At 63.1% G+C, this 24,971-nt stretch carries 23 protein-coding genes and 2 riboswitches; of the genes, 21 read left to right on the forward strand and 2 right to left on the reverse strand.

The genetic code is table 11. From position 1 onward, the window contains the following. Positions 1–11: 11 nt before the first annotated feature. From D0B32_RS28700 to D0B32_RS28770, 15 genes are all read left to right on the forward strand, one after another. Complete coding sequence (locus D0B32_RS28700) at positions 12–332, forward strand: type IV secretion system protein VirB3 (RefSeq protein WP_181969943.1); 321 nt, start codon at positions 12–14, stop codon at positions 330–332. A gap of 1 nt (position 333) precedes the next feature. Further along, a complete protein-coding gene (locus D0B32_RS28705) occupies positions 334–2,805 on the forward strand; it encodes a VirB4 family type IV secretion/conjugal transfer ATPase (protein ID WP_117337718.1) in 2,472 nt (823 codons plus the stop codon). Beyond that, positions 2,802–3,986 carry a type IV secretion system protein gene (locus tag D0B32_RS28710; protein WP_117337719.1) on the forward strand — a complete coding sequence of 395 codons (1,185 nt, stop codon included), beginning with the start codon at positions 2,802–2,804 and terminating at the stop codon, positions 3,984–3,986. Before D0B32_RS28705 ends, D0B32_RS28710 begins: the two co-directional genes overlap by 4 nt. Before the next feature lie 11 nt (positions 3,987–3,997). Further along, a complete protein-coding gene (gene virB5 / locus D0B32_RS28715; RefSeq protein ID WP_404935617.1) occupies positions 3,998–4,690 on the forward strand; it encodes a P-type DNA transfer protein VirB5 in 693 nt (230 codons plus the stop codon). A gap of 190 nt (positions 4,691–4,880) precedes the next feature. After that, positions 4,881–5,627: a virB8 family protein gene (locus tag D0B32_RS28720; RefSeq protein ID WP_117337721.1), complete on the forward strand. Its 747-nt coding sequence runs from the start codon at positions 4,881–4,883 to the stop codon at positions 5,625–5,627. Continuing rightward, the gene (locus D0B32_RS28725) at positions 5,624–6,460 is read left to right on the forward strand and encodes a TrbG/VirB9 family P-type conjugative transfer protein (RefSeq protein ID WP_117337722.1); all 837 of its coding nucleotides are present in this window, start codon (positions 5,624–5,626) and stop codon (positions 6,458–6,460) included. Before D0B32_RS28720 ends, D0B32_RS28725 begins: the two co-directional genes overlap by 4 nt. Next, entirely contained in the window at positions 6,453–7,655 is a 1,203-nt protein-coding gene (virB10, locus tag D0B32_RS28730; RefSeq protein WP_117337723.1) for a type IV secretion system protein VirB10, read from the forward strand. Before D0B32_RS28725 ends, virB10 begins: the two co-directional genes overlap by 8 nt. Continuing rightward, positions 7,652–8,791 carry a P-type DNA transfer ATPase VirB11 gene (virB11, locus tag D0B32_RS28735; protein WP_117337724.1) on the forward strand — a complete coding sequence of 380 codons (1,140 nt, stop codon included), beginning with the start codon at positions 7,652–7,654 and terminating at the stop codon, positions 8,789–8,791. The genes virB10 and virB11 overlap by 4 nt, the downstream gene beginning before the upstream one ends. Positions 8,792–8,805: 14 nt before the next feature. Continuing rightward, positions 8,806–9,207: a hypothetical protein gene (locus D0B32_RS28740; protein WP_117337725.1), complete on the forward strand. Its 402-nt coding sequence runs from the start codon at positions 8,806–8,808 to the stop codon at positions 9,205–9,207. Next, the gene (locus D0B32_RS28745; protein WP_117337726.1) at positions 9,204–10,985 is read left to right on the forward strand and encodes a type IV secretory system conjugative DNA transfer family protein; all 1,782 of its coding nucleotides are present in this window, start codon (positions 9,204–9,206) and stop codon (positions 10,983–10,985) included. Before D0B32_RS28740 ends, D0B32_RS28745 begins: the two co-directional genes overlap by 4 nt. Beyond that, positions 10,982–12,904, forward strand: a complete 1,923-nt coding sequence (locus D0B32_RS28750) for a PriCT-2 domain-containing protein (protein WP_117337727.1) — start codon at positions 10,982–10,984, stop codon at positions 12,902–12,904. Before D0B32_RS28745 ends, D0B32_RS28750 begins: the two co-directional genes overlap by 4 nt. A gap of 42 nt (positions 12,905–12,946) precedes the next feature. Further along, the gene (locus D0B32_RS28755; protein WP_117337728.1) at positions 12,947–14,500 is read left to right on the forward strand and encodes an LPD7 domain-containing protein; all 1,554 of its coding nucleotides are present in this window, start codon (positions 12,947–12,949) and stop codon (positions 14,498–14,500) included. A gap of 10 nt (positions 14,501–14,510) precedes the next feature. Continuing rightward, positions 14,511–15,032, forward strand: a complete 522-nt coding sequence (locus tag D0B32_RS28760; RefSeq protein WP_117337729.1) for a plasmid stabilization protein — start codon at positions 14,511–14,513, stop codon at positions 15,030–15,032. A 1-nt stretch (position 15,033) separates the two neighbouring features. After that, complete coding sequence (locus tag D0B32_RS28765; RefSeq protein ID WP_117337730.1) at positions 15,034–16,083, forward strand: relaxase/mobilization nuclease domain-containing protein; 1,050 nt, start codon at positions 15,034–15,036, stop codon at positions 16,081–16,083. Positions 16,084–16,098: 15 nt separating this feature from the next. Then, on the forward strand, positions 16,099–16,890 hold the full coding sequence (locus D0B32_RS28770; RefSeq protein WP_117337731.1) for a DNA adenine methylase: 792 nt from the start codon (positions 16,099–16,101) through the stop codon (positions 16,888–16,890). A 77-nt stretch (positions 16,891–16,967) separates the two neighbouring features. Here the strand turns inward: D0B32_RS28770 and D0B32_RS28775 are convergent, their stop codons facing one another. After that, entirely contained in the window at positions 16,968–17,396 is a 429-nt protein-coding gene (locus tag D0B32_RS28775) for a hypothetical protein (protein ID WP_117337732.1), read from the reverse strand. 505 nt (positions 17,397–17,901) lie between these two features. Here D0B32_RS28775 and D0B32_RS28780 point away from each other — a divergent pair. From D0B32_RS28780 to pdeR, 3 genes are all read left to right on the forward strand, one after another. After that, the gene (locus D0B32_RS28780; protein ID WP_117337733.1) at positions 17,902–18,180 is read left to right on the forward strand and encodes an HU family DNA-binding protein; all 279 of its coding nucleotides are present in this window, start codon (positions 17,902–17,904) and stop codon (positions 18,178–18,180) included. Positions 18,181–18,456: 276 nt separating this feature from the next. Then, a riboswitch (Fluoride riboswitch) is annotated at positions 18,457–18,524 on the forward strand. A 445-nt stretch (positions 18,525–18,969) separates the two neighbouring features. Further along, positions 18,970–19,317: a helix-turn-helix domain-containing protein gene (locus D0B32_RS28785; RefSeq protein WP_117337848.1), complete on the forward strand. Its 348-nt coding sequence runs from the start codon at positions 18,970–18,972 to the stop codon at positions 19,315–19,317. A 281-nt stretch (positions 19,318–19,598) separates the two neighbouring features. Next, a riboswitch (Fluoride riboswitch) is annotated at positions 19,599–19,663 on the forward strand. A 204-nt stretch (positions 19,664–19,867) separates the two neighbouring features. Then, on the forward strand, positions 19,868–21,868 hold the full coding sequence (gene pdeR, locus D0B32_RS28790) for a cyclic di-GMP phosphodiesterase (protein WP_117337734.1): 2,001 nt from the start codon (positions 19,868–19,870) through the stop codon (positions 21,866–21,868). A 374-nt stretch (positions 21,869–22,242) separates the two neighbouring features. Here the strand turns inward: pdeR and D0B32_RS33260 are convergent, their stop codons facing one another. Further along, positions 22,243–22,443, reverse strand: a complete 201-nt coding sequence (locus tag D0B32_RS33260; protein ID WP_404935614.1) for an AbiH family protein — start codon at positions 22,441–22,443, stop codon at positions 22,243–22,245. Positions 22,444–22,545: 102 nt separating this feature from the next. Between D0B32_RS33260 and D0B32_RS28800 the strand changes: the two genes are divergently transcribed. Genes D0B32_RS28800 through D0B32_RS28810 form a run of 3 tightly spaced genes read left to right on the forward strand, consistent with a single transcriptional unit; the run spans position 22,546 to position 24,964 of the window. Further along, positions 22,546–23,220 carry a hypothetical protein gene (locus D0B32_RS28800; RefSeq protein WP_117337735.1) on the forward strand — a complete coding sequence of 225 codons (675 nt, stop codon included), beginning with the start codon at positions 22,546–22,548 and terminating at the stop codon, positions 23,218–23,220. A gap of 13 nt (positions 23,221–23,233) precedes the next feature. Then, positions 23,234–23,911, forward strand: coding sequence for an RES family NAD+ phosphorylase (locus D0B32_RS28805; protein ID WP_220444975.1), 678 nt, complete (start codon positions 23,234–23,236; stop codon positions 23,909–23,911). Next, positions 23,912–24,964, forward strand: coding sequence for a DUF3800 domain-containing protein (locus D0B32_RS28810; protein WP_117337737.1), 1,053 nt, complete (start codon positions 23,912–23,914; stop codon positions 24,962–24,964). Positions 24,965–24,971: the final 7 nt, after the last annotated feature.

Consider the following 24,971-nt stretch of genomic DNA (forward strand, 5'->3'; position numbering starts at 1 on the left):
TGAATCCGCGCATGAATCCACTCAGGGATCCCGTCTTCAAGGGCTGCACGCGACCCGCGATGCTCTGGGGTGTGCCGCTCGTGCCGTTCCTCATGGTGGGCGGCAGCATCCTGATCCCTGCGATCTGGGCGCTGCTCGCAAGTCCGCCGGTGGGTGTCGGCATCGTGCTGATCCTCATCCCCGTCTTCGTCACGATGCGCTCGGTTACGCGCCACGACGACCAGCGCCTCGCGCAGTTCGCATTGCGCATTCGCATGGTGTCACGCCAGCGCAACCGTCGCTTCTGGGGCGCGCACGCCTACGTGCCGGTCCGCGTCAAGAGGAGAGGCTGAGATGAGCGCACAGCCACAACTCATCGAGGTGGCCGAACGCGAGGTGGTGCTCGCGGACTTCGTGCCATTTTCGTCGCATGTGGATGACTACGTGATCCGCACGCGCGAAGGGGACTACCTGCGTGTCTGGAAGATCGCCGGCATCGCCTTCGAAGCGGCCGACCCCGCTGACATCCTGGTGCGTCACGAAGGATTCAACCAGCTCGTGCGCAGCCTGCCGGGTGGTCACGTCGGCCTGTGGTCGCACCGCATCCGCCGGCGGGTGACCGACCACTTCGCGACACCATACGGCAACCCGTTCTGCCAGGAACTCGCGACGCGCTACTACGCGAGCTTTGCCGGCTACCGGATGATGGCCAACGAGCTGTATCTGACGCTCGTGTATCGTCCGCGCCGCACGCGCCTGGGGCGTCTTTTCAGCCAGGCGGCGCGGCGCACTTCCGATGATATCCGGCGGGACCAGCATGAGGCCCTGAAAGTGATGACGGAGCTTGCCGCGCAGGTCGAATCCGGCCTGAAGCCGTGGGATCCGGTGGCACTTGGCGTCTACAGGAAGCCGGTCCGTTACACGCAGCGGCCCGTGCGTTTCTCCGCGGCACTGGAGTTCCTGGGCTATCTCGTCAACGCCGCATGGGAGCCGGTGCCGGTGCCGTCTGGCCGCATCGCCGACGCACTGCCGACGTCGCGGCTTTTCTTCCGCACCGAGAAGGTCGAAATCCGCATGCCGGGTGCGACGCGCTACGCGGCGTTGCTCGACCTGAAGGACTACCCCGAGGAAACCGAGCCGGGGATGCTCGACGGCCTGCTCTATGGCGATTTCGAATACATCGAGACCCAGAGCTTCACGATCCTCGACCGTCCCACGGCGAAAGAGGCACTCGAGCGTCAGCGCAACCAGATGATTGCAGGCGAGGACGTGGCGGTGTCGCAGGTCCAGGCAATGGACCAGGCGCTGGACGATCTGATCAATGGTGATTTCGTCCTCGGTGAGTATCACTATTCGCTCGCCGTGCTCGGTGACCGGCCGGATGAGGTCGCGCGGCACGTGGCGAAGGCGCGTACGCAGCTCGCGGACGTGGGCTTCCAGACTGCGCTGGTCGATCTGGTCGCGGACGCGGCCTGGTTCGCGCAGCTGCCTGGCAACTGGCGCTACCGGCCCCGCGAGGCGAAGCTCACCTCGCGCAACTTCTGCGGATTCGCGAGCCTGCACAACTTCGCGACCGGCAAGCGCGATGGCAATCCGTGGGGCGAGGCGATCACGATCGTGAAGACGCCGAGTGGGCAACCGCTGTACCTGAACTTCCACGCCACGCCGGAGAAGAAGGAGTCCGCTGACGAGAAGGCGCTCGCCAACACGCAGATCATCGGACAGGCGGGTGCCGGGAAGACGGTGCTGGAGCTGTTCCTGCTCGCGATGGCGATGAAGTATGGCCTCACCGGCGTCGTCTACGACAAGGACCGGGGCACCGAGATCGCGATCCGGGCGATGGGAGGTCGCTACACGGTGTTTCGACGGGGTGTCCCGACGGGACTCAATCCCTTCCAGCTCGATCCCGATGAGGCGGTGCTGGATTTCTGGGAGCGGCTGGTGCGCCGGCTGGTCGACACTGGCACGCTGCTGTCGGCGAAGGACGAACTCGATGTTTCGCGTGCCGTGCGGGAGGTCGCACGCATGGAGCGGCGGCTCCGGCGCCTGTCGATGGTTCGGCAACTGCTGCCCGCCGTGGGCGAAAACAGCCTGCATGCGCGGCTCACGAAGTGGTGCGCCGGCGGCCGGCTCGGCTGGGTGCTGGACAACCCGTCGGACCTGCTGGATTTCACCCAGAACCATCTCTTCGGATTCGATGATACTGAACTGCTCGACGATCCGGAGGTGTCGACGCCGGTCACGATGTACCTTCTGCAGTTGACCGAAAGCCTGATCGACGGGCGGCGCTTTGTCTATGTGATGACCGAATTCTGGAAGCGCTTAGGCGATCCGGTCTTCACGGATTTCGCAAAGGACAAGCAGAAGACGATCCGCAAGCAGAACGGCCTGGGCATCTTTGATACGCAGTCCCCGGCCGATGTGCTGCGAAGCGACATCGCGCGGGCGCTGGTCGAGCAGACCGCGACGTTTTTCTTTCTGCCGAACCCCCGCGCCGACTACGACGACTACGTGCAGGGCTTCAAACTGACCGAGGCCGAATTCAACATCGTCCGGTCTCTCGGCGAGAACAGCCGCCTGTTCCTTGTGAAGCAGGGTCACCGTTCGGCCATCGGCAGGCTGGATCTCGCCGGGCTCGGTGACGTGCTCGATGTCCTGTCGGGGACGACGGACAACATTGAACTGCTCGACGGTATCCGCGCCGAGGTGGGCGACGATCCTGCGGCATGGCTTCCCGTGTTTCATGAGCGGCTGGCAAAGCGTCGTGCGACCGGGGGCGCCCTCAACGCGCCGGCCCGGCGTCTGTCGGGAAGAGGTGCACGATGAGCGGCCTTTTCACTTCAGTCGGCGGCACGCTCGAGAATGGCATGTCGACGTATGTCACGAACGTGTCCTCAGCGCTCTCCAGCGCGCTGGTGCCCGTGGTCACGACGGCCCTGACGATCTGGATTATCACGTACGGGTTCGCCGTCGTGCGGGGCGAGGCTCATGAGTCGGTACCTGCATTCGCGTGGCGTGGCCTGAAGGTGGCCGTCATGCTCGCCTTTGCGCTCGGCGCGGGCATCTATCAGTCTCAGGTCGTCACCGCAGTCGAAGGGGCGACGACGGGCCTCGCCCAGACGATCCAGACTGCGGCGGCCAATGCCGGTGCTGGCAACCCCGGCTGCGGAACGGTGAGTGGCAGCAGCGTGACCGGTACGAGTGCGTCCGCCATCTACCAGACCCTCGACTGCTACGACCGTCAGATTGACATCGTGATGGATGCCTACTTCGACAAGGCGACGCACGAAGGATTCAGTGTCAGCGGCATCGTCGCAGGCATCGGTGATCTCGTCGGCGGATTCATCGTGGGGCTGGGGGGAGCTATTTTCCTGATGGTCCTGGCCTTCGAGGTCACGATGGCGAGGATGCTGCTGGATCTGGTGCTCGGTCTTGGACCTCTGTTCATTGCTTGTGGCGCATTCGGCCCGACCGCCCGATTCTTCGAGGCGTGGACCGCGAAGATTGCCAACTATGCGCTACTGCAGATCCTCATCGCCGCCTTTCTCGGCATGGCACTCACGGCGTTCTCAGCTGACCTCGCGCCGTTCAACGTCACCACTTCATCGCCCGACGCAAATGCGTCGTCGCTCTCGGCAGCGGGCCAGGCTGTGCTGACCGCTATTGCCCCCTGGGGTGCGGCATTCGGCCTGTTCATCACGTCCCTGCTGCTGGCAACCATCGGCTGGCAACTGCCGGCCGTTGCCTCGGGACTCGCTGGCGGCGCCACGCTGTCCGGGTTCGGTGCCTTCGTTGCCGGATTCGCGTCGCGTGGTGCCGTGAGAGGTCTCGGCTCGCTCGTAAGTCTCGGACGCGGGCCGCGTCGGCCCGGGGGACGCATTTCCGGCGGCAGCGGACAGGGCGGCAGCGCGAACGCGGGCGGCGGTGCCGGCCAGATCCCTGCCTACCAGCGCGCCGCCCGCGAGCACCTCGGCGACCAGGATAACTCGGGAGGGTCATCGTCATGATCAGGCCATTCATGCAAACCGGTCTTGTCCCCATTGCGGTGGTGATGATCGTCGCAACGATACCGTCAGCCCGTGCACAGGGCATTCCAGTCTACGACGCGCAGAACGTCGTGCAGGCCATCGCGACTGTCGGTCAGCTGAAACAGGAAGTGCAGCAGGAACTCCAGCTATATCAGTCGCTCAGTGGCACGCGCGGCTTCGGTGAACTGATGAGCAATCCGGTCCTGTCGAACTCGTTGCCGTCGAACTGGCAGTCGGTCTACACGGCGATCCAGAACGGTGGATATGCGGGTCTGACGGGCAGCGCGCAGACGCTGCGCTCGGCGAGCGAAATCTACAACTGCGAGGACCAGAGCGGCATTGACCAGCAGGTCTGCCAGCGCGCGCTGAACAAGCCGTTCCAGGACAAGGCCTTCGGCACCCAGGCATACCAGACCGAACTCCAGGAGCTTGACCAGATCCAGGGCCTGATGCAGCAGATCGATGTGACCCAGGACCAGAAAGGCATCGGGGAACTACAGGCGCGCATCCAGATTGAGAGCACGGCGGTTGGCAATGAAATGACGAAGCTGCAGCTTTTCAGGATGCTGGCCGATTCCGAAGACCGGCTGATTGCCGAGCAGCAGCAGGAGCTTCTGCTCAAGCGCGCGGGCAATACCGCAAGGCTGCAGGACCAGATGGTGCCTGCGAACTTTGGCAACTGAGGTTGGCAACTGAGTTCGGAAACCGAGGAGGCTGACATGATCCGTTCTGTTGTGGCCGTCATTGCCATTCAATTAGTCATGCTGATTAATGGTTGCTCGGGCAGCCCACCCAAACCTGTCCTGCCAGATGGCTTGCACCGTGTTCCAGTGAACCGCGTACCACCGGTTCCCCCGTCCGATGGAGGCGGCCATGAGTAGTGAGCGTGATTCGCGTGAATCAAGTGACTATCGCCGGGCACTCGATTTCGAGGTGTCGGTCACGCACCTGCAGGAGCGCTCGGAGCGTCGGGCATGGCACGTGGCCATGGGCTCCGTGGTGGTCGCGATCGTGTGTGCTATCGCACTGGCCGTGATGGTCCCGTTTTATCGGGTGGTGCCGCTACCGATCGAGGTCGACCGTCTGACCGGTGAAGCACAGGTGATCGACGTGCTCGACGCGAAGCAGATGCATATGCGCGACATCGAGGACAAGCACTGGGTGGAAGTGTATGTGCGCTCGCGCGAGCGCTACGACTGGGGCCTGCTGCAGATGGACTACGACCGAGTGCTCGACATGAGCGACGACCGTGTTGCACGGGACTACCGGTCTATTTACAGCGGCCCGGATGCACTGGACCGGCAGATCGGGGCGAACACGCAGCGGCGCATCCGCATCCTCTCGACGACGCTCGTGCCGGACGAACCCGGCCGTGCTGTCGTGCATATCGAGCAGACGACATGGAAGAACGGCATCGATAACGCGGAGCCACCGCAGCGCTTCGTCATCACACTTGCCTTCACATACCGGCCATCCATCTTCACGCGTGAGCGCACGGCCATCGAGAATCCCTTCGGTTTCAGGGTGACGGCGTACAGCCGCGATCCCGAATATACCCCCGCGGCGTCACGGCCGGCATCGTCGCCGACATTGTCACCTGCACCGGGAGGAGCGCCATGAAACTGAATACCGTGGTGAGCGCCGCTGCGCTGGTGATCGGACTGGCAGGGGGTTACGGCAGCGCCTTTGCCTATGACGTGCCTGGCTGGTCGGGTGACTCGCGCGTGCGGCAGGTCGTGTACCGGCAGGACGAGGTGGTGCGGGTCATCGCGCAACGCGGCTTCGCCACGCACATTGCGCTCGATCCGGCCGAGCACATTCTCGTCGTGGCCCCGGGCGACCGGGACGGATGGCAGGTGGTCGCAAACCGCGGCGACCACGACGTCTACCTCAAGCCGCAACTCGCTGCGCACGACACGAACCTCGAAATCCGCACGGACCGGCATAGCTACAGCTTCGATCTGGTCGTGCTGCCACTCAAGGCCCGTTTCGGCAACGATGACGAGATGTACCGCATCACCTTCGTCTATCCGGATGCGCAGGCTGCGAAGACAAAGGCCGAAGACGATGCCGCTCTTGTGCGCGAGCGTCTCGACAAGCCGCCGGTGGTACGCAACCCCGCTTACTCGATGCAGGTGATGCCGCACTCGGAGGATATCGCGCCGACGGCGGCGTGGGATGACGGGCGCTTCACGTACATCCGTATTCCGAATAACCGCCGCATACCGGCGATCTTCCGCGTCGCCGACGACAGCAGCGAAAGCGTGGTTGACCGGCACATGGCAGACGACGTGATCGTCGTGCACGAGGTGGCCCGGCGTTTCGTCCTGCGCCTGGGCGACGAGGTGGTCGGTCTGTGGAACGACGCGTTCGATGTGGACGGCGTCCCGCCGGCGGATGGTACGACGGTCGGCGGTGTGAAGCGTGTCTTGCGGAGCGGCGGCCATGAATGAAGAAACGTCGCGCAATGTTATTGCGCCTGACACTGACCCGGCGAAAGTCACCGATACCATAAACGGTGACCTTCCGAACCAGTCGATCGATCGCGGCATGCCGGAACTGGGGCAGCAGGGTGGCCGAGCCCGTGTCTGGTGGCTTGCGCCGCTGCTGGTCGTCGCTGTCGTGATCGGTGGAGCGGTCTGGACGATCCACGGGTTTCTTGCGCGGCACGATGCGGCCGAGAAGGCGAGACGCGACGCCGTGCAGGATCAGCCGGCCCAAGGCCGGGTGTTCGGCGACGGGAACCCACCGGCATCGGCTGCTGCCGCCGCTAGCGGCCCGGCGGGGACGGCCACCGTTGCGTCGGCTCCCGCTGTGGTCTCGACGCGGCAGAAACCCGTGCATACCGCACCGGCTCGCAGCTATTACGACGCACCGCTACTCATCAGCGGAAGTACGGGCGCAGGCGATGGCCCTGCCGAGGGAGGAGCAGACACGGCGGCATCAACGCCAGGCGCTTCGCCGGGAGCGACTGTCGTATCGGGCAGCCAGTCTCAGGGAAGCAGTCCTTTGGCCCAGGCATTGACGCCGACGGTGACGCCCAAAGTGCGCGCGGGCTTTCTCGGCAATCGCAGCCTGATCCTCGCGGAAGGAGCCAAGATCGACTGCGTCGGCGATACGGCTTTCGATTCAACCCAGGCCGGCATTTCTACCTGCACGGTGACGAAGAACGTCTATTCGGATGACGGCCATGTCGTGCTGATCGAGCGCGGTTCGCAGATCAACAGCGAATACCGCGCGAACCTGGCGCCCGGACAGAAGCGGGTGTTCATCCTGTCGGCACGCATCAAGACCCCTGAAGGTGTGACGGTCGAGATCGATTCTCCCGCGGCGGACGCGCTGGGACGCATCGGCGTGAGCGGCTACGTGAACAATCACTGGGGCGAGCGTATCGGCGCGGCGATGCTGCTCGGCATGACGCAGGATGCGATCGGGTATCTCGCGACGCGTGGCGGCAACAGCAACGGCTCGGTCGTATTCGAGAACACGCAGCAGCAGGGCAATGACATGGCCTCGCGCGTGCTCGACAGCACGATCAACATTCCGCCTACCCTGACACAGAACCAGGGGACCGAGTTCACGATTATCGTCGCCCGGGATCTGGACTTCAGTCCGGTCTACGCGCTTGAGCCGGGGGGTACGCGATGAACGCGTCGGCCCATATCCTGAGCGAAGCGCCGATACCGGCAGACGGCCTGCTGCAGAGGCTGGCAGAGGATGCGTCGGTGCGCGAACTGATGCGCCCGCTTGCGGGGCTGCTCGAAGACCCGGCGCTCACGGAGCTGGTGATTAACCGGCCGCAGCGCGTGCTGACCGAAACCCATCTCGGATGGCAGGCACACGACTGTGCGGAGCTCGACTTCGAGCGCCTGATGTCATTCGCGGTGGCGATCGCCACGCTCACGAGCCAGGAGGTCTCGGCGCTGCATCCGGTGCTCTCCGCGCTGTTGCCCGGTGATGCGCGCGTCCAGATCGTGATCCCGCCGGTGGTGCCCCCGCGTACCGTGTCGGTGACGATCCGCCGTCCGTCGTCGCGCGAGAAGACACTCGACGCCTACGGAAACGAGGGCCTGTTCGCGCAGACTGTGTGGCACCGCCCGGCTGGACTCGATGAGGCGATGCCGGCACTGCGCCCCCTCGATCGCGATCTCGCCCGTTGCCTCGAAGCGCGCGAGTTCCCGGCGTTCTTCGAGCGGGCGGTGCGCGGCCGGCTGAACCTCGTGATCGTGGGCAGCACAGGCTCGGGCAAGACGAGCTTCATGAAGACGCTGTGCCGGTCCATCCCGGCTACCGAACGCATCGTGACGATTGAGGATGTGCGCGAACTCTTCATCCATCACATCGAGAACTGCGTGCACCTGATTTACAGCAAGGGTGGTCACGGCCAGGCACGGGTGACGCCTGCAGATCTGATCGCAAGCTCAATGCGCATGCGCCCTGACCGAGTGCTGCTCGCCGAACTGCGAGGCAGCGAAGCGTACGACTTCCTGAAGCTGCTGACGACCGGACACTCCGGTTCGATCACGAGCTATCACGCGTCTAGCGCTTCGGTCGCCATCGAGCGGTTCGCGCTGATGGCGAAGGAACATCCCGAAGCCGCCACATGGGACGACGTCGCGCTGCGCCGACTGCTCTTCATGACGATCGACGTGGTGGCGCACATGGAGGCCACCGCACTCTTCGATGAGACAGGTGCGCAGACCGGCCGGCACTGGTCGATGACGGAGGTCTGGTTCGATCCGTTGCGCCGCCAGCAGACGGACTATCACGCGGATTTCCGGTGAAAGGGGAGCAGGCCATGGACATCGGAAAGGGAACCGGAACGGGACGGTCAGCCAGCAGGGCGATCGGGTACCACGCGATGCTTGCGCTGCTCACGCTTGCGGTCATGGCCGCAGTGGCAGCGGGACTCACGCTTGCCCTCTGGCTGGCTTCGTTTTTTTTCGCCGCGAGCCAGCACGTCAACCCGCTTCATGCCGGATTTCATGCGTGGCCAGATGCCGCGCTGGCCTGGCATGACGGACGCCTGCCGAAGGAGGGGCGGCGGCTCGCCGGTGCTGCGCTGTTCGGGGTTCTGCTGGCGTTTGGCGCACCCGCGTTCGGCGTGTACACGCTTCTGGAACAGTCCGGGCGACGGCGCCTCTACGGCAGCGCGCGGTTCGCAAACGAGGCGGATATCCGCCGGGCAGGACTGTTATGAGCACGATGATGACTTCAGGCGCGTCCAGCGGTCCGCCGCTGGTCGTGGGCATCTGGCGCGGCCACTATCTGCGGTTCACCGGGCAGCAGTTCGTACTGCTCGCGGCACCGGCCCGCTCGGGCAAGGGCGTGGGAATTGTGGTGCCTAACCTGCTCAGCTACCCGGATTCGGTGATTGTGCTCGACATCAAGCAGGAAAACTTCAACCTTACCGCGGGTTTCCGTCGCACACACGGGCACGAGGTGTACCTGTTCAACCCGTTTGCTGAGGATGGCCGTACGCACCGGTATAACCCGCTGTCGGCGATCTCGGATGGCATATTCCGCGTCGGCGACATCCTGGCTATCGGCTACGCGCTGTATCCGGTCGGCGGTCACGACGACTTCTGGAAGGACCAGGCACGCAATCTTTTTCTCGGTATCGCGCTGCTGCTATGCGAGTGGCGCGATGCGCGCCGCACCGGCAACACCGATGTGCCCGACTTCCCGGTGACGATGGGTGAGGTACTGCGGCAATCATCGGGAAACGGCATGCCCGTCAAGGCGTACCTGCAGCAGGCGCTGCTGCAGAACCGGCGGCGGCTCACTGGCGCGTGCGTCGATGCGCTCAACCGCTTTCTCGCGAACGACGACAAGGTGCTCGCGAGCATTCTCGCAACCTTCAATGCGCCGCTCACGATCTGGGCCAATCCGATTGTCGACGCCGCGACGAGTGCCAGCGACTTTGACCCACGTAACGTCCGGAAGCGCCGCATGTCGGTCTATATCGGCGTTACACCGGACCATCTGACGGAGGCTGCGCTGCTGGTGAATCTGGTGTTCTCGCAGGTTGTGAACCTGAACACGAAGGAATTGCCGCAGGACAATCCGGCGCTGAAGTACCAGTGTCTGCTGCTGATGGATGAATTCACGTCGGTCGGCAAGATTCACATCATTGCCCGGGCAGTTGCCTATATGGCGGGATACAACCTGCGGCTGCTCTCGATCGTGCAGTCGGTGTCACAGCTGGAGTCGGTCTATGGCCGGGCAGATGCCAGGACGTTCGTCACCAATCACGCGATGCAGATCATCTACGCGCCGCGTGAGCAGAAGGATGCGAACGAATACTCGGAGATGCTCGGCACCTTCACGGACCGCTCGCGCAGTGTGAGCCGGTCGAACGCGATCTTCGGCGGGCGCGGTGGGTCAAGCGAGAGTTTCTCCGAGCAGCGCCGGCCGCTGCTGCTGCCGCAGGAACTCAAGGAGCTCGGGCGGGACAGCGAAATCATCCTGCTCGAAAACACGAAGCCAATCCTGGCCGGGCGGATCTGCTACTGGCGTGATCCGGTCTTCACCTCGCGCCTCGTGGCTGCGCCAGCGATTCCATCGATGGATCTCGTGCGCTTCATCGCCCAGGTCGAGCGGCGGGTGAGGGATGTGCGGCTGGACGACCTGGATGAGGCTGGTGTGATCCACCTTCCTCCGGAGTATCTGGAAGTGCTGCAGGCCTGGGATCCACGCGATCTGCCACGGCACCTCAACGACGTGAGCGACGAAGATGTGGCCGCCTACGTCGAGCGGCACTTCATGCTGCTGGGTGTACCAGCTGCGCGCGTTGCCGTGGCAGCGCGCCGGCTGTCGCCGTCCGATCTTGATGTTGCGGAACTGCGCCCCGCGGATCGCGCGCCGAAACGCAAGTCCTCGCGCGGCACAGGCGCCTCACGGAAACAACATGGGCGCGCGACATCTCGCCCAACTGATGGTTCGAACGTCGTGCCGCTGCATGGAGAACGCCGATGAATACGCGGTACCTGACCGAAGAAGAACGTGCCCGTGCGGCGCTCGCCATGATCCCTGCCGAGGACTATGCGACGTGGGTCGATATGGCTTTTGCGCTCAAGCAGGGATTCGGCGAGGCCGGCTTCGACATATGGGACGAGTGGAGCCGTACCGCCCACAACTACAGCGAGCGCGCGGCACGGGTAACCTGGCGCTCGGCCGGTGAGTCAGGCGGGAAGACGCTCGCCTCTCTCTTCTGGCTCGCGCAGCAGCACGGTTTCGACGTCAGGGGTTCGCGTGCAGCGATGGATCCTGCGGAGAGGCTGCGCATGTCGTCGGCCCGTCCGTCCATGGACCGGGCGCAGCAGGCCGGCGGCGTCGCGGCTCGTGTGCGCGCGCGACAGACTACGGTCGCGCGGGAGGCGCTGGCAATCTGGAAGTGGGCGCGACCGGTGGGCCCCGGGCATCCGTATCTCGAACGCAAGCAGGTCCGGTCGGTCCCCACACTACGCGAACTGGAGGCAGAGGAGCTGCATGCGCTGCTCGGATACGCGCCGCGTAGTGCCGAAGAGCTACTCACGGGCCGCGTTCTGGTGGTGCCGGTCCGCATCGGCGACACCCTCTCGACACTGGAGCTGATCGATGCCGAAGGGCGCAAGTCAGCTCTCGCGGGCGGCGCGAAGTCGAGCGGCTACTGGGTGGTGGAACCCGACCGGTTCCGTGATGGCGCCGTGACGCCCATCCTGATTGCCGAAGGCGTGGCAACAGCACTGGCAGCGTGGCAGGCGACCGGCTGGTTCAGCGTCGCCGCACTGTCGAGCGGCAACCTGCGGCCGGTGGCGGCGATGTGGCGCGGCCGTTACCCGGACGCGGAGATGCTCGTGCTCGCCGATCTCGGTGCCGGGTATGAACATGCGAAGCAGGCCGCGCTCGGCACGTCTTCACTGCTGGCCGAACCGCACTTTGCACCGGAGGCGCGCATTGCCGGCGAAGTCCCGACTGACTTCGACGACATGGCGGTGCTGTCAGGGTTCGGTGTCGTTGGTGAGCTTTTACGGGAGTCGCTTTATGTCGTGCCGGCGCGGGATGCGATGGGCGGGGAAGAGACGGGACAGGCAGTAGCTGCAGACGGATTGGGCGACGCACTGAAGGAGGGTAATGCAATGGGTAACGTGAAAGAGAAACTCGTGGGTGATGGAGAGGTGTCGGGGCGGCGCCGTACGTCGCGGCGCGGGGCCAGCAGTCAGGACGCACCGGAACCAGCACCGTCGGAACCAGCACCGCAGGAAACCCTGGCACCGGCAGCCGGGCAGGCATTGTCCCAACCTCCGGACCCGGATCGGCGTGAAGCCGATGCGCCGAGGGCTGAACCACCGCCCGCGCGTGCGGTGGGTGCTTCGGCACGGCGTCAGGTGGGCGAACCGCTGTACGGACTCGAGGAGGTACCGGGGGAGATCAAGGCGCTTGCGCAACACCGCTTCGGCGCGCAGATCCGTATGGCGACGCCCCGCGAGAACGGCGGTCCGTACCGCGGTGAGGTGTTCAACACCGAGCACTACCTGATCCAGGAGGTGTCCACGCGCAGCGTTGTATTCCACGCGAAGGCGAACGTGGAGTTCGTCTCGGACCGGCTGCGGTGGATGGACGAGAACCAGCGCCTCAATGGGGCGGAGGTGCAGGTCGGGTACGACGGCACCCACGGGAAGGTGTATCCGTGGGACCGTGCGCGCGACCTGCTCGAGCGCACGGTTGCCTCGCTGAAGAAGTCCGCCCGCGAGGCGGGTTTCGGTAACGACCTCGACGCGACGCTCGACCAGCTGCAGGCCACGTCGTGGACCCGGGTGAGGGAAGCACGGGCGGCGGCACTCGCGCAGTCGAAGGAGCGTGCCGGCCGCGAGCAGGAGCAGGGACAGGGACAGGGACAGGGACAGCAACGCTGAGCGTGCGACGCTCCCGCCAGTGCAGTGATCAGAGGGAGATCCATGATGGATGAAACCGCAACTTCTTCCGGCCCGCATGCGGACGAACCGGTCATCAATGTGATCGAGCCGGACCCGCCGCCCGTCCCGGATCCGCAGGGCGGCGCCGCAGGCGCGCAGCGCTTCGATCAGACCGCGGCCGACGCAATGGTGGCACGCCGACGCCGCGAGTTCGATGCAGTGCGGGCGCGGCTGCGCGATCAGGCCATCCAGGCGGATGGCCCGCCGCAGGCCGCTGCACAGCAACCCGCGTCTCCGGCGGCGCCCCATGGCGCCGAAGATGCATCGGCCGCGCGCTGGGCACCGCTTGGCAGTCCGCCGGAGACGGTGCGCAAGCGCTACCTGCGGGCTGGCAACCAGTATTTTCTGAAAGACGCGCCGCATCAGCTCGCGTTCGAGGATATCGGTCCGTACCTCGTGACGGAACACAACCGCCCCGATGTCGTTGAGTCGATGGTGGACATGGCCCGTGCGAAGGCGTGGGGGCGCATCCGGGTGTCAGGCCACGAGCAGTTCCGCCGCGAGGTGTGGGTTCAGGCAACGCTGCTCGGCATCGAGGTGAGCGGGTACGCGCCGAAGGCAGTCGACTTCGCGCGTCTGGCCGAAGGCCGCCGTGACCGGATGACCAATCGCATTGACGTGATGGAAACGCCCGCGGCCGCGCAGGTGCCTGCGAATCGACCAGAAGCGCTCGAGGCGGCGCCTGGCCCCATCGAATCGCAGGTGGCGCAACCAGCGAGGCGCGATGCTTCCCGGGCGCCAGAGGCTCGTGCATCGACTCCACCACCAGCGCCGGCGGCGCCGCCCCGAACCGCTCCAGCTTCCGAAACGGGACCACGCGTGTCCGAGCCCGAGGGGCAGGAGCGGCAGCGCTACATGGGCGAACTGGTCGAGCACGGCGGCGCGCCCTATCAGCACAACCCGGCGCGCAGCGACTCGTATTACGTTGTCTATCGCGATACGGGTGGCGCGGACCATGTCGTGTGGGGTGTGGACCTGGAACGGGCCGTGGCGGAGTCCGGCGCGCTTGCCGGACAGCAGGTCATGCTCGAAAACCTTGGCCGCCGTCTCGTGACAGTGACGGTTCCGGTTCTCGACGCGACGGGAAATGTGATCGGCGAAGAGGAGAAGGAGGTCTATCGCAATACCTGGCAGGTTGATGTGATAGGGCAGGAGCGGGCGCAGTCGCGCCCCGGGGCGACAGCGAGACAGGGCGATGCCGGAAGAAGTGAAACCGCAGCGCCGGAGCAGGCGCAGGCCGTCCGTCGGCGCGAGTCTTCCGCCGTGTCGAGCGAGGAGCGTGCCGTGCAGATGGCGGTGCTGACCGCCGCGATGCGGCAGCAGGGTTTCAGCGAGCGATCCATCGCACGCGTGCAGCAGCACGCGCAACGGCTGCTTGCCGCGTTCGTGGCGGAGGGCGTTGCGGTTCCGCGACCGCGCGTGTTTGATCCCGAGGCGCCCTCTGCACGCAGTCGCCGGACCCGCACGGCTACGGAGCGCGCCCCGACCCGTGAGGTAGAACGTGGGCCAACAGAACCGGCGCCTCCGTCCCTGTAGGAGCACAGACATGGCCTCGCGTGCGCGACTGTGTGTGGATCTCGGGCCGGCGAAGTCACGCTGGGAGGCGTGGTGTGCCCTTCACGGCGTAACGGCGGCCGATGGGGTCCGGCAACTGGTCCACGGTGTGTTGAGTCGGGACGAGCCGTCAGACGGGTTACCTGGCCGTGAGCGTCGCCGCCTTCTCGTCGAGGGGCATCGCGAACGCGTCGAAATCCGTCTCACGCAGGAGGAACTTGAAGCGGCCAGCCGGTGTGCGTTCTCCAGTGGGCTGAATGTCAATCGCTGGATGGTCACGGTGATCCGCACGCAGCTCGTGCATGAGCCGCAACTGGGCGAGCGCGAGATGCGACTGCTTGCGGACTCGAACCAGCATCTGGCCACGATCGTGACGTTGCTCGGACGGTTGCAGGCAAGCGGTGGTGCGCGCGACGCTGGGCGCATGTTCGAGGACACGCGTGCCGTGATTGATGCGCACCTGCGCACAGTGACGCAGGTGTTGCGCGCCAACCTCGATCGCTGGAGCCGCTAGCATGCCGTTCCCGAAGACATACGTCGACCAGATGCTGCTGAACTGGGGAGACCGGCTTTTCCACGATCCGCTGCGGCACGTGCGTGCGCCGCGCATGTCACGCGGCGAGCTCCGACGCGATGTACGAAGCATGCGCGAGCAGCTTGCCCGCACGCTCAGGCGCACCTCCGAGGTGATGGTCAAGATCACGAACAAGGCGTCTGGCGCGCAGGGCATGGGCGCGGTGCGCCGTCATCTGCGCTACATCTCGCGTAACGGACGGGTCGAACTCGAGGATCAGGACGGGATGGCCATGCTCGGCCGCGAGGCACTGCACGATCTGACGAATGCGTGGCACCTCGGTGGCTGGGGTATCCCGGAAGAAAGCCGAAGGCGGGAAGTGTTCAACGTGCTGCTCTCGATGCCGCCGGGCACAGACCGGCAGGCGGTGCGCAACGCTGCGCGCGCGTTCGCGGCGGAGGAATTCGGCGACGGCAGACGGTACGTCTTTGCCGCGCACGATGACGAGGCGCATCCCCATGTGCATCTGAGCATTCAGGTACGTGGACCGGACGGAAAGCGGCTCAATCCGCGCAAACAGGACCTGCAGCGCTGGCGTGAGCGGTTCGCGGCCCAGTTGCGTGAGCACGGTGTTGACGCCAATGCGACGCGCCGACTCGCGAGGGGCGAGACACGACGTTATCCGAAACAGGCCGTCGTGCATATGACGACCCGGGGTGAAATGCCGCGTTACTGGCGATCCGAGTTGGACGAGCCGACTCGTCGCACCTTGTGGGCCGCGCATGCCGCGCCGCTTGAAGCATGGCGGGGCGTGTTGCATGCCATGGAGGGCTCGCAGACCGCGGACGATCGCAGACTGGCAGCGGTGATCACCGACTTCGTGAGGACGATGCCGGTTCAGCACGACAGGCCAGAGATGGAGCGCAGTGATCGGGATGTACGGCAACGCGATCGCAAACCCGTTCACGCCCACGATTTGCGTCACGCACGTCGTGGTGAAGCGCAACCGGATCTGTTTCCGGAGGCTCCGGACGTCGGAGTGGAACGTTGAGCAGAGGAGGGAGGTATGGCGATGCCGATCATTCCGTGGGTAGGTGGCAAGCGGCGGCTCGCGGACGTGCTCATTCCGCGCTTTCCTTCGCACAGCTGTTACGTTGAGGTGTTTGCGGGTGCAGCGGCACTCTTCTTCATGCGGCCGCCGGCTGAGGTCGAAGTGTTGAACGATGTGAACGACGAGCTCATCAACTTGTATCGCGTGGTGCAGCACCACCTCGAAGAGTTCGTGAGGCAATTCAAGTGGGCTTTGAGTAGCCGCGAGGTTTTCCGGTGGCTGAGCGAGACGCCACCACACACGCTCACTGACATCCAGCGGGCCGCGCGGTTTTATTACCTGCAGCAGAACTGCTTCGGTGGCCGTGTGGAAGGGCGCACCTTCGGCACGGCCACGACCTCGCCGCCTGGGCTCAATCTTCTACGTATTGAGGAGACGCTGTCCTCGGCACATCTTCGACTGTCGGGCGCGTACATTGAGAAACTCGACTGGCAGACATGCATGGCCCGGTATGACCGGCCTCACACGTTCTTCTACCTCGATCCCCCGTACTACGAGACAGAGGGCTACGGCGTGCCGTTCGAATTCGGACAGTATGAACGCATGGCAGCGGCGCTGAGGGGGCTACAGGGGCGCGCGATCCTTACGCTCAATGATCATGCGGCATTTCAGGATCTGTTCTCAGGGTTTGAACGGGAGCGTGTTGAACTGCCGTATACAGTTGGCGGTCCTGCCAACACCGCTTTGCGCGGCGAGTTGATCATCTATAGCTGGGACAGAGCGAAGGACCCGGTGGGGTTGTTTTGACAAAGGGCCCGCTACCCGCTGGCCTCGTCCCGTCTCTCGGCGCGGCGTCGAGCCAGCAATGTGCCGATGCTTCGGCTTCAGCGATCAATGAAGAGGGCGGGCCCACCCTTGTACGAGGCGACGACGATGACCACCATCGCGACTAGAAGAAGGGGGAAGCTGCATATGGCCAACGGAAAGAACAGCGCAAGTTGAAGGGATGATCCACCGATGCCATGCAGCAGATCTGTGTCGCGGATGTTTTCATGGAGCAGCCATACTGTCGCAGCGAGACCCAGGGCAATGAGAATCAGCCCATCGGACGTGGGAGCATGCTGCTGGATCGCTTTCGCCCAGAAATACAGACCCCACCAGATAAGGTTGACGGCGATGGCAGTGAGCAAGAACCCGCGCATCGTAAAAAAAGTATGACCGAAACGGCGTCGGCAATGCTGGTTGAATAACTGAATGCCCTTTGAAATACCGACGACGATAACGATAATCAACGCGAGTTTCATCCAACCCATGATTCTCTCCTTTGGGCACGGAGTGCAGCGTCAGACCACTCCCTTCAGCACGGCGAACCCAGACAGGAGCGTACTTTCACCTGTCAAATATAGACGTTTGGCTGACGAATGCAACGTCGTGGGTCGTACAAGAATTGAGATAGGCAAACACCTGCTCAATTAATCGCATTCCTGTGATATCACGCATTGTTCCGCGTTATGTTCCGATGGCGTTTGGCGCTGCTGTTTTGGGCGATCCTGTGATCAGGACGGAAGGAAATTCGCCGGCGGAGGCCCGGCATCGACGTGGCAAGGCGGGGCGGTCGTTGACCCGGACAAACGCGTTTCAGCATCACGGCCACCGACCGGTGCCGACGTGGCAGGCTCGTGCAACGGACACTTGGTGGCGTTGCAGTTCCTACAGCACGAACGAGCGGGTTGACCCTTGACCATCTGTTCGGGGCAATTGCGGAGAAGCATACCGATCGGGTAGGGTGACGGTATCACTCATAACAAGGAATTGGTAATGAACAAGCAGGAACTGGTGGACGCTGTCGCTGCGGCGACTGGCAGCAGCAAGGTTGCGACAGCCGAGGCGATCGACGCAGTGATCGCGGCCGTCACCGGCGAGCTGACGAAGGGAAAAACGGTGCAACTGGTCGGCTTCGGTTCGTTTTCGACGGGCGCGCGGGCCGCGCGGGTCGGTCGTAATCCGGCGACCGGCGCTGAAATGCAGATCCCTGCGGCAAAGACCGTCAAGTTCACCGCAGGCAAGGCGTTCAAGGATGCGGTGAACCGCAAATGACTGTCAACGGCATTCGCCGGTCAGGCCATGCAGACTGATGACCGGGTCTTCACCTCCCCGACCGGAGGTTGACGCATCCTGCCCAATGGATGGTTGTGCCCGCTCCGGGTCCGGCCTCGTGGGTGCGCGGACGCAGGCCTCGTTTTCGAATTCGCCGTACAACGTTGGGGTGCGCCGGTCGACCTCGGTGTTCCGAGCGGAGGGGCATTCCCAAGGCTGCGGCTGGAGGTAGGGGTGCGCAATGTTGCGTTCTTATCTCCTGCTCGGTTAGACTAACTACCAGATGGAGATGGCATTCCTCCGATAACCACCGGGACTATCCGGTTAATGATGCCTACACGTACCTGAGCAGTCAGGGGGTGTAGGTTGCCTTCCGCCGCACGCTCGGGTTTGATTCGATTTGAACCTTGGAGCTATCCCGACGCCTGTCTTTCCACTCATCATTTCCCAAAATCGTTGGCCGGCAAGTGCGCGGCCGAATTGTCGAACGGAGCGCTGTCGCGCTTGCCTCGAAAAAAATTCCGAGCTCGGCATCCTGTGCCAGCGTTGGGGGAGATTTTCATGAAGAAAGTGCATACGGCTTTCGGCACCTGGCCTCATGGCCATCGCTTTGCGACCCAGAGGTGCTGACAACCGCAAGATCCAACCGGGCGGCTACGGCATTGCGCCTGCGACGCATGTCCGTTAGCGACCATCATTCCAGCAGCATCTGAAAGGACCTCCACGGGGCTCAATTGCGTTCAGTTTGTGGGAATGTATCCAGCCATGGAGATCAAGCGAGGAGTGGACATGCAAGCAATCGATCTGGGCGACCTGAACATTGCTATCGGGCGCGCTGTCGCGAAACACAGGGCGAGAAGTGGCTTGACACAAGAGCAGCTTGGCCAGGAACTTGGACTGCACGACGAGGCGATATCCCGCCTCGAGCGGGGCGTCGTGATGCCAACTGTACCGCGACTTGTCGAGTTGGCAGAGATATTCGGATGCAATGTCGCTGATCTGATGACGGAGGGCAGCTCCCGGAGCAGTGACCAGGCCAAATATCTACGGCAATTGCTCGGCGTATTGAGCACGGACGATCGGGCGATGGTGCTTCAATTCGTAGAGAGGCTCGCGGGGAGACTGGCCCAGCGGTGACGCTCTGGCAACGTGAGATGGCCGGACAAGGCACGTCTGGAGCATGGGCTTTGCTGCACCTTTGCTCCCGACCGGAGTAGTCGCAGCCAGCGGTGATGGTGTGCGCTGCCGACTGCGGCAGGTGTGTCCTGCGGCACTGCCCGACGAACTGCAGCATGCCGCACTCTCGCTGCATCGAGGCGCCGAGCGGGCCGGTGCGGAACATTGCCCCAAGCAGTCCTCGTCGGCGCCGTTTGCGGATTTACACGTGCCGCTTGCCAGCGGCCGTACGCCGCGCGTATTCTGCATGTGGAGATGGCATTCTCCTTCAACCGCCACGTCTGTGGCTGATGATGCCTATAGTCCGTTCTGGCGTACCGTGCCGGCATTTCCCTGACTATAGGTGAAACGATGATCTGCTTTCTCCGACTGCAGCATATGCCGTTGTGCTCAAGGCCGCTCCTCGTTTCTCTCTCACGTCCCGTATCGCCATCCTTGAGTTGGCCCAGCGGGCAACGTCGGCGCATTCCATTTCGATCCTTTCCGGGAACAAGTGTCCGGGGAGGGGATCATGTCTGCTGACCGGGGCTCGAACTTACTCTTTGCCCGCCTGGGCACTCGCAATCCATATTGGCGACTGACTGGCGACAGTAATGCTCTGCAATTAGCTTCTTCGATCGGAGAGGCGGCAGATGTGGTGGTCTCCCTGGCTCGCGAGCAAGCCGGCCAGATCCGCGAACTGACGGGCGTCACCGCGCACATGGCGTTGGATGTCTGCGTGCTCGGGGAGCCGCTCTGTCTTCACTTGGTCGGCAGGAAGCTCACCGGAACCCTATGGGCGGGCAATGCAGCGGCAGCGGACGATTCGGCGGCGGTAGCGCGTGAACTCGTTCACTGCCTCTCGTTTGCTGAGCAGGTCGTGTCTGAGGTCAATTCCGTCGTCCTGATTATTGACCGCTGTGGCCATGTCCGGCGCTTCAACCGGCTCGCTGAAGAAGTAACGGGTTTGCGCGAGGCCGACATCATCGGGAGGGACATCGGGGAAATTTTTGTTCGGCCTGGCGGGAAACCTGTATCCGGTAAACGCATCCAGCGTCTGCTGGCTCAGGAGGAACCCGACGACATCGAGCTGGCGATTAAAACCGAAGACGGTGAGCGACTTTTCCTGTTTCGCAACAAACTTATAAGGTGGAGCGAAGGCGGCGAAGGGCGCTTTCTGATCTGCTGCGGCGCTGACGTTACCGAGGAGCGTCTCGCCCAGCGGCAACTGCTGGCACTTGCAAACACCGATCCGCTTACCAGCCTTCCGAACCGGAATTCGATCCACGACAAAATCGCCGTCAGCATCGCCCGAAGTGCCCACGCGCAGTCCGTCGGCATCCTGTTCCTAGACCTGGATAACTTCAAGAAAATCAATGATCACTATGGTCATGTCTTCGGCGACCGATTGTTAAAGGACGTTTCCGTGGCGATTGCGACCTGCCTGAACAAAGGAGATACATTGGGCCGCGTCAGCGGCGATGAGTTCGTTGTGCTAGTTGTCGGTGCCACTGCCGAAAGCCTGGAGGCGATCGCCCGGCGCATTCTCGATCGAATGCGTGTGCCGTTTAGCGTAGGCCTGGTCGAGGTCAATACCAGCTGTTCAATTGGCATCGCGCTGTCGCCCCTGCACGGAGGGGACGTCGAAACGTTGATCCGGTCGGCTGACACCGCGATGTATGTCGCGAAGGATGAAGGAAAGCACACCTTCCGGATGTTTTCGCCCGAGATGGACCGGATGGTGGCTGAATATGTCTGGCTGGATAGCAACCTGCGACACGCCATTGGCGCGGGCGAGCTTACATTGCATTACCAGCCGAAGCTCGTCCTTGCCACTGGGGCCGTGCGCAGCGTCGAAGCACTGGTACGCTGGAACTCGCCTCAGAGAGGACTTGTCATGCCGGGCGAGTTTATTCGCTACGCGGAGGAATCAGGCTTGATCGGCGCGCTTGGCCGGTGGGTAATGCAAACCGCCGCCGCTCAGGCCGCACATTGGAAAATGCAGGGTCTTGACCTGCGTATCGCAATCAACGTCTCCGCGCGACAGCTCGTCGACAGCACGGCGGTTCATGACTTCCGTGAAGCCCTCGAAAACGCCGGGCTTGAATCCAGTCTTCTCGACATTGAATTGACCGAAAGCTGCCTGATCCAGAACGAAGCGACCGCGATTGAACTGATCGCACAGTTCAAGGAACTTGGCGCCGAAGTTCATCTTGATGACTTCGGTACCGGATATTCGTCTCTCGCGCAACTCGGACGAATTCCCCTCGACATGATCAAGCTTGACCCGACGTTTGTCCGGTCTATCAACGCGGAACCGAGGGCTCAGGCGCTTATGCGCTCAATGATCGCCGTGGCGCAGGAGCTCAGTCTCAAGGTGGTTGTGGAGGGTGTAGAGACGGAGGCCGAGGAGCTATTCATGAAGGCGCTCGGCGTGGATTACGTGCAGGGCTACCGGTACGGACGTCCAATGCCGGTGATCGAATTTGAGCGATGGTTGGCGAACCGACCGAATATCAGATTGATAGCGTGATACGTCGTTGGCAGCCTCCGGCTCCTGCCCAAAAAAGCGCGGCAATATAGCTGTGGCTCCGCATCATGAAGTGCACGCGATCGTTGTTCGCCCAGATGAAGAGTTGCCGGAGTCGCCGCGACATTCGCCTCCTTTGTCGCGTATTCCCCATCCAGATCGTCGCGCCATAGCGCGCGCTGCAGCCACCGACAGTACGGGCCGCGTGGCAAATTTTGGCCCGTGCGGGGTGGCTATGTGCGTGCGTGAGCGACCGCCTCAATCCATGCCGGGCAGAAAAATTTCCGGAGGTGGATGCCTTGAGAACCGTCCTCGGCCACCTTCCTTCCGGGCGCTTCTCCAACAAGCCAAGGTCGCTGTCTACCTCGTATTGAAAGTCATGATGACCAGGATCGCTCGAGAGCAAGGGCCACCTCCAGGTGGCACCAGTCCACACCGGCCGGGAGATAGGCCGCAACCTCGCGATAGACGTTCCGTTCCGAGGCCCGGACATGCCCACTGAAACTCCCGAGGCTGGAAGGAACGCCATGCCACAGACCGAAACCATTGCCCACAATGTACAACCGGATCGGACGCATCGCCTGCTCCTCGGGAGTCAGGGGCGACGAGACCACCGGCAGGCAAAGTTATGAAAGTTATGATACTATTCGATAGTCTGAATAACCCTTTGAGGATCTACCATGAGCGTCGTTGCAGACCATCCCGGCGTGTCGACCCTGGTGGGCACACCCAAGGAAATACAGGCCCGGCTTAGTCGGTCTCATGCTGATCACGTGCTGGTGGTGACGTTCGATCACATCAAGCCCAACGTTTTCGCTACGTTGGCAGAGAATTTCACCACTGTCGCCTCTTCCATGTTCGAGGTGCTGCTCGAGCGCCAGGACCGCGAATCGCTCGAACGGCTGGCCGAAGTGTTGGTGCCGCGCAACCCGCCGTCTCCCCGGCTGCTGAAGGAAGCGAGCATGCTGGTCCAGGCGCGCAAGGCTGTGCTGGAGAGCGGCGATTGGCTCACCGCCGCGCACATCGCGCAACTGGCTGGACTGAGCACCCGGAATCCAAGCGCACAACCCAACAAATGGAAGAAGCAAGGGCAGATCTTCGCCATTAACCACGGTGGCATCGACTATTTCCCGGGCTACGGTCTGGATCAGGATGCAGGCTTTCGACCGCTGAAATCGCTGGCCAAAGTCATTGAGACCTTCGCTGGGCATAAGGATGGATGGGGCATGGCCTACTGGTTCCGGTCCGAGAACAGCTTCCTCGGCGGCAAGCGGCCTCAGGACCTGCTGGCTGCGGCGCCGGAGCGCGTTATTGCCGCCGCCAGGGACGAGATCGAGGAAGTTGCCCATGGCTAAGCGGCGCGCCAGGATGAGCGACGTCGCTTCTGGCGGCGAACCTTCCCCGGACACGCCAGAGCCTCCGGGCAACTTGCAGGTGAGCTTCACGGAGCTGGCCGGGAACACGGTACTCCACCGCGTGCACCAGAGCCAATACCGGGCTGACCAGTTCAACCCCGGCGTGCGCGGCGACGCCCGCTTCAGTCCGATCCAGAACGATCAGGGGCGGCCAATTCCAACGTTGTACGCGGGTACGAACCTGCCATGCGCACTGATGGAAACGGTTTTTCACGACGTGCCGCACACCGCCGGGTTCAAGAGCTTTGACAAGGCGAAGCTCGCGGGCCAAGTTCATTCCACTGTCCAGGTGAAGGCGCCTCTACAACTGGTGGATCTCGCCAGCGTGCCTCTGCGCAAGCTGGGCGTGACGCGCAAGCAGCTCATCGACACGGAGAAAGACCAGTATCCCCGTACGCGCAAATGGGCGATGGCGATCCATGGTCAATGTCCGACCGCCCAGGGCCTTTCCTGGGTTTCGAGGCAGGACGATTCGGCGCGCGCCGTGATGCTCTTCGGTGATCGGATTAGCGAGGGGGCGCTGCGGGCGGGGGGCGAATCGCGCAGCTTGATCGACGACGCTGGCACCTATGATGCCGTGCTTGATCTGGCCGAGCGCATCGGGGTGTCCATCATCCCTGGGAAGAGTTGAATGGAATGCTTCCGGATCGACGAAAGCGGCTACACCGGCTTTGACCTGCTGAACCCCGAGCAGCGGTTCCAGGGGGCGACGGCCATCGCCATCGAGGATGACGAAGCCAGGCGCCTGATCCGGGAGCACTTTCCCCGGCTGCAGGCCGATGAGCTCAAGTACCGGTCCCTTGCGCGCCGGCCAGCCAATCATCCGCGCCTGCTGGCCCTGCAGCGCGACCTGCTGACTCACCATAAGTGCGTGACCTACGTCTGCGACAAGCGCTTCCTGCTGCTGCTGATGTTCCTGGAATACGCAGTTGAGCCGTTCTACTACGAGCGCGGGGTCGACTTTTATCAGGACGGACAGAACTACTCGCTTGCTTCGCTACTGTACGTAGTTGGTCCGACACTTCTCGGGAAAGGGGCGCTCGACCGGTTGCTGGCAAGTTTCCAACGTGCCATGAAAGAGAAAAGTCCGGTCGCCCTTCAAGATCTGGTCGACGCCGCTCGCGCTTCGCGCTGGCGGGAACTGCCGGAGGCGCTGGGCCCCCTGGCGCAGTTCGCGGCGCCAGAATGCCTTCAGGCAATCTCCACCCCCGGCGTCAGCACCGATGCGGCCCTGGTGGTCCTGCAGTCATTGATTAGCCGAATGGAGGTTATGGTCGAAAACCCGTATCGGGTTGAGCACGATCAGTCCAAGAACTTGCTCACGTACCATGACCTGTTGGAACGTTATATACGCCACGAGGACGTGATCACCTTTCGCCAGTCCGAAATCGCGAGCATCACCTTTCCGCTCAAGCTGCAGTCAGTGACGCAGGTCGATTCCAGGACCAGTGCCGCGGTGCAACTGGCGGACGTCATGATCGGCGCGGCCATCGAGGCGGCGAACACGCTCACCGGGCAGCGTGCGGGGGCGCTCGATGCGAGGGAGGTCATGGCGCTGTATGCAGATCATCAACTCATCCACATGCTGCCCTCGATCGATTTCAAGGAGCAGAAGCGCTTCCGACAGGGAACGCAGGCGGCGAAGACAATCAACTATTTTGCCAAAAACTTCCATAGGCCATAACGGCAAA

Source organism: Paraburkholderia sp. DHOC27, assembly GCF_003429005.1.
Classification (GTDB): Bacteria; Pseudomonadota; Gammaproteobacteria; order Burkholderiales; family Burkholderiaceae; genus Paraburkholderia.